This window comes from Myxococcus sp. AS-1-15, assembly GCF_020037055.1.
In the GTDB taxonomy this organism is placed as follows: Bacteria; Myxococcota; Myxococcia; order Myxococcales; family Myxococcaceae; genus Myxococcus; species Myxococcus fulvus.
Genome location: NZ_JAIQDF010000002.1, coordinates 873,600 through 888,539, shown reverse-complemented (window position 1 = coordinate 888,539; position 14,940 = coordinate 873,600). Strand labels below are relative to the sequence as shown.

Annotated in this window: 11 protein-coding genes; 5 read left to right on the top strand and 6 right to left on the bottom strand. The window is 72.0% G+C overall.

All coding sequences use genetic code 11. The features are described from left to right. Positions 1–46 precede the first annotated feature (46 nt). From K8625_RS09415 to K8625_RS09405, 3 genes are all read right to left on the bottom strand, one after another. Positions 47–598 carry a chalcone isomerase family protein gene (locus K8625_RS09415; protein WP_223745922.1) on the bottom strand — a complete coding sequence of 184 codons (552 nt, stop codon included), beginning with the start codon at positions 596–598 and terminating at the stop codon, positions 47–49. 313 nt (positions 599–911) lie between these two features. Continuing rightward, entirely contained in the window at positions 912–1,919 is a 1,008-nt protein-coding gene (locus tag K8625_RS09410) for a 3-oxoacyl-ACP synthase III family protein (RefSeq protein WP_223782476.1), read from the bottom strand. Between the two features lie 141 nt (positions 1,920–2,060). Continuing rightward, entirely contained in the window at positions 2,061–2,972 is a 912-nt protein-coding gene (locus K8625_RS09405; RefSeq protein WP_223782475.1) for a hypothetical protein, read from the bottom strand. A gap of 76 nt (positions 2,973–3,048) precedes the next feature. On the opposite strand from K8625_RS09405, the gene K8625_RS09400 reads away from it, so the two are divergent. Continuing rightward, the gene (locus K8625_RS09400; RefSeq protein ID WP_223782474.1) at positions 3,049–5,262 is read left to right on the top strand and encodes a molybdopterin oxidoreductase family protein; all 2,214 of its coding nucleotides are present in this window, start codon (positions 3,049–3,051) and stop codon (positions 5,260–5,262) included. On the opposite strand, the gene K8625_RS09395 is transcribed toward K8625_RS09400, so the two are convergent. Next, positions 5,195–6,292 (bottom strand): lysylphosphatidylglycerol synthase domain-containing protein, encoded by a 1,098-nt coding sequence (locus K8625_RS09395; protein ID WP_223782473.1) that lies wholly within the window; start codon positions 6,290–6,292, stop codon positions 5,195–5,197. The genes K8625_RS09400 and K8625_RS09395 overlap by 68 nt on opposite strands. 196 nt (positions 6,293–6,488) lie before the next feature. Here K8625_RS09395 and K8625_RS09390 point away from each other — a divergent pair, with 196 nt between their 5' ends. Both K8625_RS09390 and K8625_RS09385 read left to right on the top strand, forming a co-directional pair. Beyond that, positions 6,489–7,475 (top strand): zinc-dependent alcohol dehydrogenase family protein, encoded by a 987-nt coding sequence (locus K8625_RS09390; protein WP_223745917.1) that lies wholly within the window; start codon positions 6,489–6,491, stop codon positions 7,473–7,475. A gap of 29 nt (positions 7,476–7,504) precedes the next feature. Continuing rightward, on the top strand, positions 7,505–8,278 hold the full coding sequence (locus K8625_RS09385) for a glucose 1-dehydrogenase (RefSeq protein WP_223745916.1): 774 nt from the start codon (positions 7,505–7,507) through the stop codon (positions 8,276–8,278). A gap of 4 nt (positions 8,279–8,282) precedes the next feature. On the opposite strand, the gene K8625_RS09380 is transcribed toward K8625_RS09385, so the two are convergent. Together K8625_RS09380 and K8625_RS09375 are read right to left on the bottom strand one after the other, a co-directional pair. Continuing rightward, a complete protein-coding gene (locus K8625_RS09380; protein WP_223782472.1) occupies positions 8,283–11,036 on the bottom strand; it encodes a hypothetical protein in 2,754 nt (917 codons plus the stop codon). A gap of 44 nt (positions 11,037–11,080) precedes the next feature. Further along, positions 11,081–12,508, bottom strand: coding sequence for an ELWxxDGT repeat protein (locus tag K8625_RS09375; protein WP_223782471.1), 1,428 nt, complete (start codon positions 12,506–12,508; stop codon positions 11,081–11,083). Between the two features lie 199 nt (positions 12,509–12,707). On the opposite strand from K8625_RS09375, the gene K8625_RS09370 reads away from it, so the two are divergent. Together K8625_RS09370 and K8625_RS43710 are read left to right on the top strand one after the other, a co-directional pair. Then, positions 12,708–14,129 carry a galactose oxidase-like domain-containing protein gene (locus K8625_RS09370; RefSeq protein WP_223782470.1) on the top strand — a complete coding sequence of 474 codons (1,422 nt, stop codon included), beginning with the start codon at positions 12,708–12,710 and terminating at the stop codon, positions 14,127–14,129. A 57-nt stretch (positions 14,130–14,186) separates the two neighbouring features. Beyond that, positions 14,187–14,879 (top strand): zf-TFIIB domain-containing protein, encoded by a 693-nt coding sequence (locus K8625_RS43710; protein ID WP_255652663.1) that lies wholly within the window; start codon positions 14,187–14,189, stop codon positions 14,877–14,879. Positions 14,880–14,940: the final 61 nt, after the last annotated feature.

Below are 14,940 nucleotides of genomic sequence, written 5' to 3'. Positions count from 1 at the left end.
CATTTCGCCAGACTGGACCCCCGCCAGAGGGCCCGGGTGTAAAGCTTCAACGAGGGAAGATGGGGTGCACGTCCAGCCAGACGGCGAAGAGCGCGTCGGCGAACGTCTTGCCGGGGATGAACACGCCGCCGCTGGCCGCGCCGCCGACCTCCAGGCCGCCATCCGGGGTGTAGGTGATGATGAGGTCCCCGCCCTTCTCCACGTCACGCAGCGACGCGAGCATGACGCCCAGCTGCTGGGACAGAGGCCCCTCGCGCAGCTCCGGGTTGCGGTACAGGCCGTTGCGCAGGCTGTCCACCAGCTGCGAGCGGGTGATGTCTCGCAGGAAGCGGAAGTGCAGCCGCTTCACGGAGTTGGAGGCGATGGCCTCCGAGGCGCTCCTCGGCCGCGACTCCAGATAGAGACTCCACACGTACACCTTGAACAAGAAGCGCTTGTGCAGCTCCATGTGGGCCAGCTCCACCGTGCGCCCCTGGAGCTGCAGGGAGTCCGGCATGTGGACTCCACCCACCTGCTTCTGTCCCGCCTGCGCCGCGCCCGTTGCCAGCACCCACCCCAGCACGAGCCACCGCGCGCTCTTCCACGCCTGCTCTCTCATGCGTCCGACCCCCGCCCCGTCCGAGTACGGTGCCCGGATAGGTGCGCATGCCTGGACGCGACCGCCAGCAGATCGTTCCAGTTCCCTGTGGAGCAGTGGACGGAGCGGACCCGGGGTGAGGCCCCGCCCACGCCCGGCGTCGAGGCGCACGGGCCCGGGGCCGTCAGCCACGGGGAGCTCGGGAGGGGGATGTCGCGGGGTGTCGGGGCCATGACGCTCGTTGGAGAACATACCAGCGCTCTCCGACGTGCGGGGAAGGAGGCTGCATGACGGGCGCCCGGTCGGACACTTCGGACCGGGGTGCCAGGGTGCGTCAGGGGGCGGCGCGAGTGCGCTCGAGCAGGGCGCCGGCCCAGGTGAGCCCGCTGCCCACCACGCTCAGGACCAGGGCGTCGCCCAGGCCGGGGTCGTCCCAGTGCTCGCTCAGGACGCCCGGGGCGCCCGCCGCGCCGGTGTTGCCCCGGACGTGGACGTTGAAGAAGTGGCGTGACTCGGGGACCTCGCAGCGGCGCTGGACGGCCTCCAGCATGCGCAGGTTGGCCTGGTGGCCGATGAAGGTGACGTCGCCGGGCCCCTGGTCCGGGTGTCGGGCCAGGTAGTCGGCGCGCAGGTCCAGGAAGGTCTCTCCCGCGCGGCGGATGGCGAACTTCTGCACCTCCGCGCCGTGCTGGGTGAAGTGGCCGATGCGCGGCACGCGCACCTTGTCCGCGCCCGAGGGGTCTCCGGCGAGGCGGGTCTCGGTGATTCGCCAGCGGCCCGGCACGCGGGGGGACAGCACCGCCGCCGAGGAGCCGTCGCCCCACAGCACCGCGCTGGAGCGGTCCGCGTAGTCCACCACGCGCGTGGAGTTGTCCATGTTCACCACGAGCACGTACTCCGGCAGCCGCTCCGGGCGCATGCCCGTCAGGAAGTGCAGCTGCGTGCAGAAGGACGAGCAGGCGCTCTGCAGGTCCACGGCCGGCGCGTCGATGCCCAGCTCCTGCGCCACGCGGTTGGACTCGGCCGGGATGCACTCGTCCGGGCTGCACCCGCCCGCGACGACGAGGCCGATGTTGGAGGGCTTCAGCCCCGCGCGCGTGAGCGCCAGGCGCGCGGCGTGGGCACCCGTCTGCGCGTTGCTGTAGAGCGCGGCCTCCTGCGCGGCCCGCACGTCCCGGTTGCGCGTCTGCCGCAGGTAGTCGAGCGGCAGCACCGTGTGGCGGGAGCGGATGCCCACCCGCTCCAATATCCACGCGTCCGAGGTCTCGAGGCCCAGCTCCTCCAGGAAGGCATTGGTGAGGAGGTTGGGCGGATGGAAGTGACCGAGCGCGTGCAGGAACATGGGAACCCTCTAACGCCCAACCCTGCCCATTCTCTGTCAGCGTGCTGTCACGCCCGCGCTGCTCCGCGGAGCAGCCGGCCATGCGGGCGTCGCGCCGGGCCATTCCAGTCCCGACGCGACGGGGACTGACGCGACGTGTCGTCAGGGCTTCTTCACGGGCTGGACGGAGAAGAAGAGGACCGAGTCGCCCTTGCCCTTCACCTGCATGCCCTTGGCCTTCATCGCGGGGATGGGGGTGTAGACGACGGGCCCCTGCAGGTTGAAGGCGGTCAGCTCGGTGCCCTCGCCCAGCACGTGCATCGTCCCCTGGTAGGCGATGGTGGTGGTCATGGGGTTCTGCTCGTCCGGGGCCAGCTCCATCGTGGTGGAGACGAGGAACAGTCCGACGAGGCCGCGCGGGTCCTCGTGGATCTCCTGGAGCTGGACGCGCGTCTTGCGGAACTTCACGCTCGCGGGGTTGCCCTTCTGCAGGAGCTTCTCGAAGGCGCGCGCCACGCCGTCCAGCTTCGCGCCCACCTTCACCGGGCCCCGGGGGAAGGCGGCGGCGAGGGGGTCCTCGGCGCCCAGCCCGTCCAGGTCCTTGCGCACCAGCTCGGCTTCCTCCGGCGGCACCGGCTGGCCGTTCGCGTCCGTCACCTCGACACGGCCCGCCCTGGCCTCACCCACGTAGGTCTTCTGGTGGACGACGGTGACCTGCCGCTTCTGCCGTCCCTGCGGGTCCTTCATCACGTCCACCACGTCGCCATAGGCGAGCTTCGCCTTGGTGACGAGGGGCCCCTTCACCTCCAGCGGGGTGAAGACCTGCGCCTGGAACATCTCGGTGGAGACGTCGATGGGCTCCGGCTCCATGAAGGGCGCGGTGATGTAGAAATCCTGCTGCATCGTCATCCCCATCCGCACCTCCTCGGCCCGCCCCACCACCGCGTCCTGGAGGGTGAAGCTCAGCGCCCGGGCCTTGGACACGACGATTCGGGGCGGCTCGGTGGCCCCCACGTCCAGCGGCGACAATGCCAACAACCCCACGGCGATGACCCACGGCTCCATCCGGCGCATGTGTTCTCCTCGTGACACAATCCTTTCATGGCACCGCCATCCGCGTCAGGCATTGGCGTTGTGTAGAGTGCGCGGCATGAGCGCCAAGGCCACGTCCCGGGTCCACTTCCGTACGTGCAACCTGTGCGAGGCCATGTGCGGCCTGCGCATCGAACTCCGGGAGGAGCGAATCACCTCCATCCGGGGAGACGACGAGGACCCGTTCAGCCGGGGCCACGTGTGTCCCAAGGCGCTGGCGCTCAAGGACCTGCACGAGGACCCGGACCGGCTGCGCCACCCGATGCGGCGGACCCAGACGGGCTGGGAGCGCGTGTCGTGGGACGAGGCGCTGGACCAGGCGGCGAAGGGCCTGCACGCGGTGCAAGAGGCGCACGGGCGCGACGCGGTGGCGTCGTACCTGGGCAACCCCAACGTGCACAACCTGGGCAACATGGTGTTCGGCTCGGAGCTGGTGCGCGCGCTGCGCTCGAAGAACCGCTTCTCCGCCACGTCGGTGGACCAGCTCCCCCACCAGTTGGTGTCGTACTTCATGTTCGGCCACCAGTTGCTGGTGCCCATCCCGGACCTGGACCGCACGCGCTATCTGCTGGTGATGGGGGCCAACCCGCTCGCGTCCAATGGCAGCCTGATGACGGCCCCGGACGTGCGCACCCGGCTGCGCGCCATCCAGCAGCGCGGCGGCAAGCTGGTGGTGGACCCGCGCCGCACGGAGACGGCGGCCATCGCGGACACCCACGTCTTCATCCGCCCCGGCACGGACGCGCTGCTGCTCCTCGCGCTGCTGCACGTCGTGCTCCACGAGCACCCGCCAAGGACGGGGCACCTGGACGCGCTCACGGACGGGCTCGACACCGTGCGAGCGCTCGCGCGCGACTTCCCGCCCGAGCGCGTGGCGCCGCACACCGGAGTCCCCGCCGAGACGGTGCGCACAGTCGCGCGCGAGTTCCTCGCCGCCGACGCGGCCGTCTGCTACGGGCGCATGGGCCTGTCCACGCAGCCCTTCGGCTCGCTGTGCCAGTGGCTCATCAACGTGCTCAACGCGGTGACGGGCCAGCTGGACAAGGAGGGCGGCGCCATGTTCACCCAGCCCGCCTTCGACATCATCTGCGGCCCCAAGGCGATGGCGCTCGGCCGGGGCAGCCATGGCCGGTGGAAGAGCCGGGTGCGTGGGCTGCCGGAGACGGGCGGCGAATTGCCCTCGGCCGTGCTCGCCGAGGAGATGCTCACCCCAGGTGATGGCCGCGTGCGCGCGCTCGTCACCATGGCGGGCAACCCCGTGCTGTCCACACCCAACGGCGCGCAGCTGGAGCGCGCGCTCCAGGGGCTGGACTTCATGGTGAGCGTGGACCCGTACCTCAACGAGACGACACGCCACGCGCACATCATCCTGCCGCCCGTGTCCCCGCTGGAGCGCGGCCACTACGACGTGGCCTTCCACGCGCTGGCCGTGCGCAACACCGCCAAGTACTCGCCGCCGCTGTTCGAGCCCGGGCCGGAGGGGCGTCACGACTGGCAGATCGTCCTCGCGCTGCAGCACCGCCTGGAGACCCTGCGCAAGGGCCGTCCGTCCGTGCGCCAGACGCTGCGCTACCAGACCCTCACGCGGCTGGGGCCGGAGCGGATGCTGGACATCGGTTTGCGACTGGGCCCGCACGGCAGCCGGTTCCATCCGCTGCGCCAGGGCCTGTCGCTGTCGAAGCTGCGCGCCTCACCGCACGGCGTGGACCTGGGCCCGCTCGAGCCGTGCCTGCCCGAGCGGCTTCAGACGAAAGACAGGCGCCTGCACCTGGCCCCTCCGCTGCTCGTCGCGGACGTGCAGCGGCTCGCCCAGACGTTCCCGGAGGGCGGGGCGCCCGACGCGCGCGCGGGCGAGCTGCTGCTCATCGGCCGCAGACACCTGCGCGACAACAACTCCTGGATGCACAACGTGCCGGGCCTGCTCAAGGGCAAGCCGCGCTGCACGCTGATGGTGCACCCGGAGGACGCGTCGCGGCTGGGGCTGGCGGACGGCGTGGACGCCACCGTCACCTCCCGCGTGGGCGAGGTGACGGTGCCGGTGGCGGTGACGGACGAGGTGATGCCGGGCGTGGTGAGCCTGCCGCACGGCTATGGCCATCGCCGCCAGGGCACGAAGCTGCGCGTGGCCAGCGAGCACGCGGGCATCAGCCAGAACGACCTGACGGACGACCACGCGGTGGACGCCGTCAGCGGCAACGCGGCCTTCAACGGCACGCCGGTGAGGGTGAGGCCGGCCGCGCCACCCCAGGCATCCGCCACACCAGCGGCGTGAGCGCGCCGGCGAGCACGAAGACCAGCTGCACCAGGTGGCCCAGCAGCGCCACCGACATGGCGCGCGCGGCGGTGGTGTCCAGCACGCCCGCCGCCAGCGCGAAGGCGCCGTCGCTCACGCCCACCTGGCCGGGCACCAGCGAGCCCACCGCCAGCGCGCACAGGTAGAGGCCCTGCGAGAAGAGCGCCTGCACCACCGACGTGTCGATGCCCACCGCGTGCGTCAGCACCGCGTACTGCGCCACCTGCAGCGTGCGGCTGCCCAGGAAGGCCAGCACGGGGCTCTTCGGGAGCAGCGGGCCGTGGCACGCCGTCTGGCGGAACTGCTCCGTGAGCTGCGCCCACCTGCGCGAGCGCTTCGCCAGCCACGCGCACGGTCCCTGGGCGCGCATGCACGCACGCACGCCCGTGGAGGCCAGCACCAGCACCACGCCGTGGCCGAGCATCGCCAGCGTGAAGACGGACCAGCCCGTGAGCAGGAACGAGGCCGCCGCGCAGGGAAAGGAGATGAGGCCGCCGGCCGCCAGCGAGGCCGCCTGGGACGTGGCCGCCGCGGCCGCCGCGGTGCCGCCACCCATGTGGGGTGACAGGAGCGCGGCCTTGGTGGCCTCCGCCGCCGCGCGGCCCGCGGGCGCCATGCTGGACACCGCGGTGCCGATGAGCTGCGCGCGCGCCAGCACCCTCAGGGGCACCCGCTCCGCGCTCGCGCCATAGGAGGCGCGCGTGGCGAGCGCGTCCATGCCCTGACGTCCCACCTCCAGGAGCACCACCCACGGCAGCCACGGCGCGGCGCCCAGCAGCACGCTCCCGAGCTCATGCGGGCCCACCTTGCGCACCAGCAGCGCCAGCATGCCCACCCCGGCCACCGCGAAGAGGGGCCGTAGGAGCCCCGTCATCCTGCGTCTCCACGGAACGGCCAGCGGAGCCGCCACCGTCGCGGCCTCCATCGGTCGGCCCAGGGTCATCCCCGCGCGCACGTTGCTGCCCACTGTCGCCTCCTCGCCACCCAGCCGCCCCGAGTCACCACGCAAGGTGAGCAGCGCGACGCGGGAATGCGAGGCCCTCGTGCTCCCCTGCCCCTCCCCTCGCGTCCGCCGGTGGACACCGTGCCTGGCGCCCCCACCCTGGCGAACGGGTTGCCGCGACGACTTGGAGTGCGTGCTCGGCTCCGGGCCCGAAGGTCGCTAGGGTGCGGACCCGAATTCCCGCGCGCACTCGGAGCAACCCATGAAAGCGGTCCGGTTTTCGAAGTTCGGGCATCCGTTGAAGGTGGTGGAGCTGGTGGAGGAGCCCGACGCGGCGCTCGAGTCGGGGCAGGTCCGCATCGAGGTCCTGGCCACGCCCATCAACCCGTCGGACGTGCTCACCCTGTCGGGTCAGTACGGCTCGCTGCCCAAGCTGCCGGCGGTGCCGGGCAACGAGGGCGTGGGCCGCGTGGTGGAGGTGAAGGACACCTCGGCCGTGAAGGTGGGAGACCTGGTGTTCCTGCCGCTGGGCGCGGGCACGTGGCGCACGCACCTGGTGGCGCCCGCCGAGGGTCTGGTGACGGTGCCCCCCGGCACGGACCTGAAGCAGGCGTCCATGTTGTTCGTCAACCCGCCCACCGCGGACATCCTGCTGCGCGAGTTCGGCGCGTTGAAGCCCGGGGACTGGGTGCTGCAGAACGCCGCCAACTCCGCGGTGGGCCGCTACCTCATCACCCTGGCGAAGCAGGCCGGCTACAAGACGCTCAACGTGGTGCGCCGCGAGGAGCTGGCAAAGGAGCTCACCGAGCTGGGCGCGGACGTGGTGCTGACGGACACGGATGATTTGCCCGAGCGCGTGAAGGCGGCGACGGGCGGCGCCAAGGTGCGGCTGGCCATCGACGCGGTGGGCGGCGACTCCACGCGGCGGCTGGGGGATTCGCTCGCCACCGGCGGCACGGTGGTGAACTACGGCGTCATGTCCGGCAAGGGCCCCAAGCTGTCGGCCGCGGCTTCCATCTTCAAGGACATCACCCTGCGCGGCTTCTGGCTGGTGCTGTGGCTCAAGCGCGCCCCGCGCGAGCAGCAGCAGGAGACGTTCGGCCGACTGGCGAAGCTGGTGGCCGACGGCACGCTGAAGACGGCGGTGGAGGGCACCTTCACGCTGGACGCCATCCAGGAGGCGCTGGCGCGCTCGATGGAGGGTGGACGCGGCGGCAAGGTGCTGCTCACGCCCAATGGACCTGTCTGAAGACACGCTGTTCGACGGGAGGCACGACGATGAAGCGCGTGGAAGGCAAGGTGGCACTGATTACGGGCGCGGCGGGCGGGCTGGGCAGCGCGGCGGCGCGGATGCTCGCGCGCGAGGGCGCCAGGGTGGTGGTGACGGACCGGCCCCAGCAGGAGGAGGCCGGCGTCGAGGTGGCCAAATCCCTGGGTGAGGGCATGGGCCTGTTCGTCCCGCTGGACGTCACGCGCGAGGAGGACTGGGTGCGCGCGATGGAGGTGACGCTGGAGAAGTTCGGCCGGCTGGACGTGCTCGTCAACAACGCGGGCCTGGGCGTGCCCAAGGACGTGGAGAACATCACCCTGGCCGAGTGGCGGCTGGTGCACGCGGTCAACCTGGACGGCACGTTCCTGGGCTGCAAGCACGGCATCCAGGCCATGCGCAAGTCAGGCGCCAGGGGCTCCATCATCAACATCTCCTCCGTGGCGGGGCTCATCGGCGTGCCCACGCTGGTGGCGTACGGCAGCGCGAAGGCCGCCGTGCACATGTTCACCAAGTCGGTGGCGTTGCACTGCGCGCACCACGGCTACGGCATCCGGTGCAACTCCATCCACCCCACGTTCATCGAGACGAACATGGTGAAGGCGCTGATTGCGTCCTCGGGCTCGCCGGAGCGGGCTCGCGAGGGGCTGCGGCGCACGATTCCGCAGGGCGCGATGGGGGAGCCGGATGACGTGGCCAACGCCGTGGTCTACCTCGCCTCGGACGAGTCGAAGCTGATGACGGGCGCGGAGATGATTCTCGACGGCGGCTCCACCGCGCAGTAGCGCTTCAGCTCCAAGGCGCGTGGAAGAGCTGGGAGAAGCGCAGGCCCAGCTCCGGGCGTCGAATCATCGCCTCGCCCCAGGCGCGGCCCTCCGTGCCCCACGACGTCACGGACAGGCCATTGGCGGCGAACACTTCCAGTGCGTCGTCGCCCATGCTGAGGGCCTTGAGGATGCGCGAGTAGTCCAGCACCGAGGCCATCGTCGCGCCGGGGAAGATGACCTCCACGTCGATGGGGAGGAGCTCCACCTGGGGGTTCGCGTCGAACCGTCGCAGCTGCGTGGGACGCGGCCCCAACCGCGCCAGCGCTTCCGCCAGGCGGGCCTGGTGTGCCTCCTGCTCCGCGCGGGCCTGTGCGGCCTCGAGCGCGGCGGCCTCGACCTCGAGACGGGCGAGCTCGAGCTGACGCTCCTGGTCGCGGCGCCGCGACTCCTCCACCCGCTTGCGCAGCTCGGCCTGGCGCAGGGCCTCTGCCTCCTCGGCTCGACGCTCGAGGGCCTCGCGCATCAGCCGCACCTCGACGTGCAGGTCCTCGAGCAGGTCCCGCTGGTAGCTGGATTCGGCCTCGGGCGAGGACGCCGCGAGCACCCGCGCCTCGAAGCCGGGGAACCACGCGAGGAAGCGCTCCGCGTCGGGGACGAGGGCGTCGTGTCCCGAGCGCAGGGCCCCGGCCAGCGGCGCCGCGGCGAGGAAGACGGCGTGTGACGTGGAGCGAGGCCACGTGTCCACGCGCGCCTCGGCCGCCGCCCAGATGGAGGGAAGCCTGGCGGACAGCGTGTCCACGGGCGCGTTCTCCACGAGGAAGGACACCAGGTCGGGCAGCCTCTTCTGTGAGTCCACGCGCCACCACGTCTCGAAGATGGCGATGGCGTCCGGCTGTGCCGCGAGCTGACGCTCCCAGAGCTCCTGTCGCCAGGGCTCGAACACGGCCAGCAATTCCGCGCGCTCGACGGGGTGACGCTGGAAGCGCAGCCACACCGCGTCGATGAGCTCCTCGCGTCCGGAGATGCCGCTCCAGGAGCGCACCGCCTTGTTCAAGGGCGCCAGGATCGTCGAGCGCGCGGGGCGCTCCCACGCGGCCATCAGCAGCCGCGCGCACCGCCCCGGAACCGGGCGCTCGCGACGCAGGCGTCCGGGCAGCGACACGAGCAACTCCAGGAGCGGCGCCGCGCACGCCGCGTCCCGCGCCCAGGTGTGCACCAGGGCCAGTTCCTCCACGTCTCCGTGGACGAGGAAGTCCACGAGCGCGCGTGAGTGGAGCAACTCCGCGCGCTCGGATGAAGACGCGGAGGACAGGGCCTGGGCGGCGGCGCGATGGAAGGCTGTCGCGGACGCATCGTCCGGGGCCTCGTCGCCATCGCGCACCCACTCCAGCATCTTCAGCACACGCGCCGCGGGCAACGTCCCCAGGCGGTCATCGGCCCACTGCCGCCAGCGCTCGCGCACCTCGGGCGACAGGTGCGCGAAGGGTGTCTGGCGCGCCCACTGGGACAGCGGCTCGATGAGCCCGTCATCGAATCCAGCGGAGACCGTCAGCAGCGCGTCCACCACCTCCCACGAGGCGGGCGCGGGCCAGCGCCGCATCACCTCGCGCGCGAGCACCGCGCTCCGCGTCTCCCGCAGGACCGTGAGTAATGCGGGGGCACCCATTGATGCCAGCGTCCTCGCCGCCAGCGCGGCCCGGTCCTCGGCATCCGAGTCCTGCGCGGCATTGCCCTCACCGTCCAAGCTCAGCGCGCCCCTCGCCTTGTCGTCCGAGCCACGCGCGGCTCTGGCCTTTTCGTCCGCGCCCTGGACGACTCTGGCCTCATCAGCCGAGCCTTGCGCTGCGCTGGTCTCATCGTCCGCGCCCTGGACGGCTCTGGCCTCAACGGCCGAACCTTGCGCTGCGCTGGCCTTGTCGTCTGAGCCCTGCGCGGCCCTGGCCTCGGCGTCCGAGCGCAGCGCGGCGAGCAGCCCTCTCTCGTCCCCCAACACGAGCGCGCACTCGAAGGCGATGTCCTTGTCCTCGGCGCGCAGGCCCTCGCGCAGCGCGAGCAACAGGTCCACCTCCGGCGCCTTGCCGGTGGCGCGCACCCAGGCCACGGCGGCACGGGCGGCATGCTCCGGATGATTCGCGAACACGTCGCGCGCATGGCGCGCGATGAGCTCCCGCTGCGGCCGGCCCGCCGGCGCGACGAACCAGACCCGCCAGCGCGTCAACGCAAGCGCGGCCTCCAGGCGGGCGAGCCCATCCGCATACAGCGCCCCCTGCGCCGCGGAGTACAGCTCTCGCGACGGCCGCCCCCGGTTCACCGCCGCGAGCGCCGCGAGCTGTCGCACGCCCGGGTCCTCGCTCCGCTGGTAGAGCGCATCCAGCGAGTCATCCGCCTCCGCCGCCGCGTCACGAGAGACCGGCGGCTGGCTCCAAGGAACCACGTCCGCCCAGCGGTCCTCCGCCTCCTCGACGAAGCCCCCGAGCGTCAGGAAGGGCTCGCAGCGCCGCGCGTCCTCGACGATGCGCAACACCCCCGCCCACTGCCCGGAGTACTGGGCCTCCAGCTGTCGGGCCAGCCCAGGCTCCAGCGCCTCCAGTCGCCCCGTCAGCGCGAAGCGGTCCACCCCCGCGTGCAACAGCATGCGCGCCGCGCCGTAGTGCTCGGGCGCCACCGGACCACAGGCGCAGCTCGGACACCGGACACCGGGAGGATTGAAGCGGGTGCAACCCGGACACCGCACCCGCGCGCCGCGAACGGCGCCATTGTCCCAGAAGGGAGCCATGCCCCCTGTCTACAACGTCCCGGGACCTGTTTTCCTCCAGGCGCTCACGGCCCCGGCACAAGGCACCTGCCGTCCGGCCGGAACGGCAGCGTGAAGAGCCGCCGCACCCCCGTCGCATCCTCCGCCGAGAAGAAGACGCTCCACCCCGAGCGCCGGAAGCTCCTCGGCGACGAGCCCCGAGGCCCCGGCGCCAGCTCCGTCAGCGGCACCGTGCCCACGCGAAAGCCGTTGCTCACCCACGGCTCCTGGCCCCGCCCCCGGATGTCCGCGCTGAAGAACAGGTGGTCCTCGACCACCGTCAGCGCCTGCGGAAACGAGCCGCCCGGCCCCAGCTCCAGGTCCCCGAAGATGCGCGTGCGCGCGGCCGTGCCGTCGCTGTCCCAGAGCTCCACGCCGTGGGTGCCGTCGTCCGCGGCGAAGAAGAGCGTGTCCGCGAGCACCGCGAAGTTCTGCGGATTGGAGCCGACGTTGCCCGCGCGCACGTCCTCCACCAGCACCGTGCCCGCCGCCGTGCCGTCGCTGCGCCACAACTCCAGGTTCTCGTCCTCCATGTGCGCCGCGGCGCTGAACACCAGTCGCTCCCCCACCGCCGCCAGCTCCCCCACGCGCGCGAAGGTGCCCAGCATCACCGGCGCCCTTCCCGCCTCCGACACCATCAACCCCACCGCGCCGTGGTGCTGCTGGCTCCTGACGAAGAACAGCTTGCGGCCCACGGGCACCAACGGGAACTGGAAGCCCAGGTCACTGGGCACACGCACCACCTCGGCGGCGTTCGGCCCCACCCCCAGCCGCATCAGCCGCGTGAACAACCCCCGGGACGAGATGACGAAGTACAGCGCGCCGTCCCCACCCCGGGTGAGCTGGTCCGGCGAGGAGTCCTCCACCCCCGGCTCCAGGTCCTCCACCAGCACCGTTCCCGCCGCCGTGCCGTCGCTGCGCCACAGCTCCCGCCCATGCGCCGGGTCTCCCGCCGTGAAGTACAACAGCCCCTGGTACTCGAAGAGCGCGTTCGGGAACGAGCCCACCTCGCCGGGCCAGATGTCCTTCACCCGGGCGGTGCCCTCCGGCGTCCCATCCGAGACGAACAGCTCCCGCCCCGCCGCCGGGTCGTTCGCGGCGAAGAACACCTTCGCGCCCACCCGCGTGAACCAGGTCGGCTCCGAGCCGCCTCCCCCCGGGAACACGTCCTTCAACAGCCGCGTCCCCGCGCCCGGCGCGCCCGAGCTCACCCAGGGCTCGCGGCCGCGCTCCGCGTCCTCCGCGCTGAACACCATGCCGCCCGTGCTCGGCGCCATCGGCGGGGTGTAGGGCCTGTCCTCCACCAGCGTGACCCCCAGCGACACCGCCGTGCGCGAGCAGTACTCCCAGGACTCCAACAAGGGCGAAGCCGCCGCCTCCACCGGCTCCGGCGCTCCCGAGGCCGGGGCACACCCCACGAGCAGACCCACCCACAGCAGCCAACGGCACCTCATCGGGACATCTCCTTCGTCGACACGAATCGAGCCAGACAGAGGACCAAGCCACCTCGCGCCCTCCGCGGACAACGGTCCTCCGGTGGCACGGCTCGTCACCCAGCCGTCAGTGACTTGCGACGGGCGGACAGCTCGCGCCCGCGCGCGACGTCCCTAGGTTCTGGCCCCTCGTCCGCCCGACCCCGCCTGGAGCCCGCCAATGCGCCACCCTCCCCTGCCTCGTCGGTGCGCGGTCCTCGCCGTCCACCTGCTGGGCCTCGTGGTGCTGGGCGCCACCTCGGCCAGGGCACAGGTGCCGTCGCTGACGGGGCGCTGGTCGAGCGTGCTGACCTGGCCCATCTCCGCCACGCACCTGTCGCTGATGCCGGACGGCAAGGTGCTCTTCTTCGGCGAGTTCGACGAGGGCGCGCTGCCACCCCGCCGCTGGGACCCGTCCACCGGGGCGCTCACCACGTATCCGTACGCGGGCTACAACATCTTCTGCAGCGGCCACAGCTTCCTGTCCAACGGCAAGCTGCTGGTGACGGGCGGCCACATCGCCAGCCACGTGGGCCTGCCCGACACCAGCGCGTTCGACTTCAACACCAACACCTGGACCCGGCTGCCGGACATGAACGCCGGGCGCTGGTACCCCACCAACACCACGCTCTCCAACGGCGACGTGGTGGTCATCTCCGGAGAAATCGCCGGAGCGGGCGACATCAACGAGATTCCCCAGCGCTTCATCGCGGGCACCAACACGTGGCGCACGCTGACGGGCGCCCGGCGCAACCTGCCCTTCTATCCGAAGATGTTCCTGGCGCCCAACGGCCAGCTCTTCTACGCGGGCTCGCTGCGCGGCTCGCTCTGGCTGAACCCCAATGGCAACGGCGCCTGGACCACCGGCCCCCTGAGCAACTTCGGCGGACGCAGCTATGGGCCCGCGGTGTTCATCGACGGCAAGGTGACGCTCTTCGGCGGAGGCGAGCCGCCCACCGCCACCGTGGAGCAGATAGACCTCACCGTGGCGGCGCCGAGCTGGCGGTACGTGGCGCCCATGAGCATCCGCCGGCGCCAGCACAACGCGGTGCTGCTGCCGGACGGCACCGTGCTCATCGTCGGCGGCAGCAGCGGCAGCGGCTTCGACGACGCGACCTCGCCCGTCCGCCACGCGGAGCTCTACAACCCCGCCACCAACACCTGGACCTCGCTGGCCAGCCAGGTGCGCTACCGCGGCTATCACTCCACCGCGGCGCTCCTGCCGGACGGGCGCGTGCTGTCGGCCGGCGGCGCGAACGAGCGCACCGCGGAGGTCTTCTCCCCGCCCTACCTCTTCAAGGGCGCGCGCCCCGTCATCACCGCCGCGCCCACCACGTCCCAGCCCGGCGCCACCTTCTCCATCACGACACCCGACGCGGCCCGCATCACCCGCGTGTCGCTCATCGCGCTCAACTCCACCACGCACACCTTCGACATGAACCAGCGGCTGCTCACCCTGGCCTTCACCCGGACCTCCGGCGCCCTCACCGTCACCGCGCCCCCCAACCGCAACCTCGCGCCGCCGGGCTACTACCAGCTCTTCATCGTGAACGACGCGGGCGTGCCCTCGTACGGCCGCAGGCTGCGCATCCCGCCCCCGTGAGCCCCGCGTCGACACCCCCTGCGGGCCCCGGCGGATTCATGGAAGGATGCCCGGGTCATGGAACGCTCCTGCCCCGTCTGCCCGCCCCCCGCGCCCCCGCTGCGCGTCATCGACCTGCGCGGTGTCCCCGTGGACACCTGCGCGCGCTGCCAGGGACACTGGCTGGACGCGGGCGAGCTGGAGCGGCTGGCGCCGGGCTGGAGGACGGAGGCGCTCCAGGCCGCGCTGCCCTCCGCGACCCGGCGCTGCCGCCACGCGCGGCACCATGTTCCGGCCACGCGCGAAGAATGTGGCCTGTGTGGCTCACCCGCCGCGCGCTGTCCGTCCTGCGACGAGACGCTGTCCCAGGTGCGCACGGAGGTCTGCGCGGTGGATGTGTGCTCGCGCTGCCACGGGCTGTGGCTGGACGCGAACGAGCTGAAGCAGCTGATGGACTGGCACCGCCGCTGGAAGCGTCCGCTGGTGGTGGGGCTGACGGCGGCGGGCACCACGGCGGCCGCGGCCGTCGCGCTCTCCCAGGTGGCGGGCGACACCCCGACCCGCACCCGGGTGACGGAAGTCCTTCAGTCCACGATGGAGCAGGCGGCCGAATCGGTGGACGTGGTGGAGCTGGCGGTGGGGGCGGTGGACCTGGCGGGCAGCGCCGCCGAGGGGGTGGGCACGGCCGTCGAAGCCGCGGTGGAGGGGGGCGAGGTCGTCTCCGCGGCCGTGGGCGGGCTGCTCGCGGTGGTGGCGGGGTTGTTCCAGTGACCCACCTGCACGGCGCGTCTGAATCCCCTATGCTCGTGACAGGCCCGTGAGACCCGCCGGA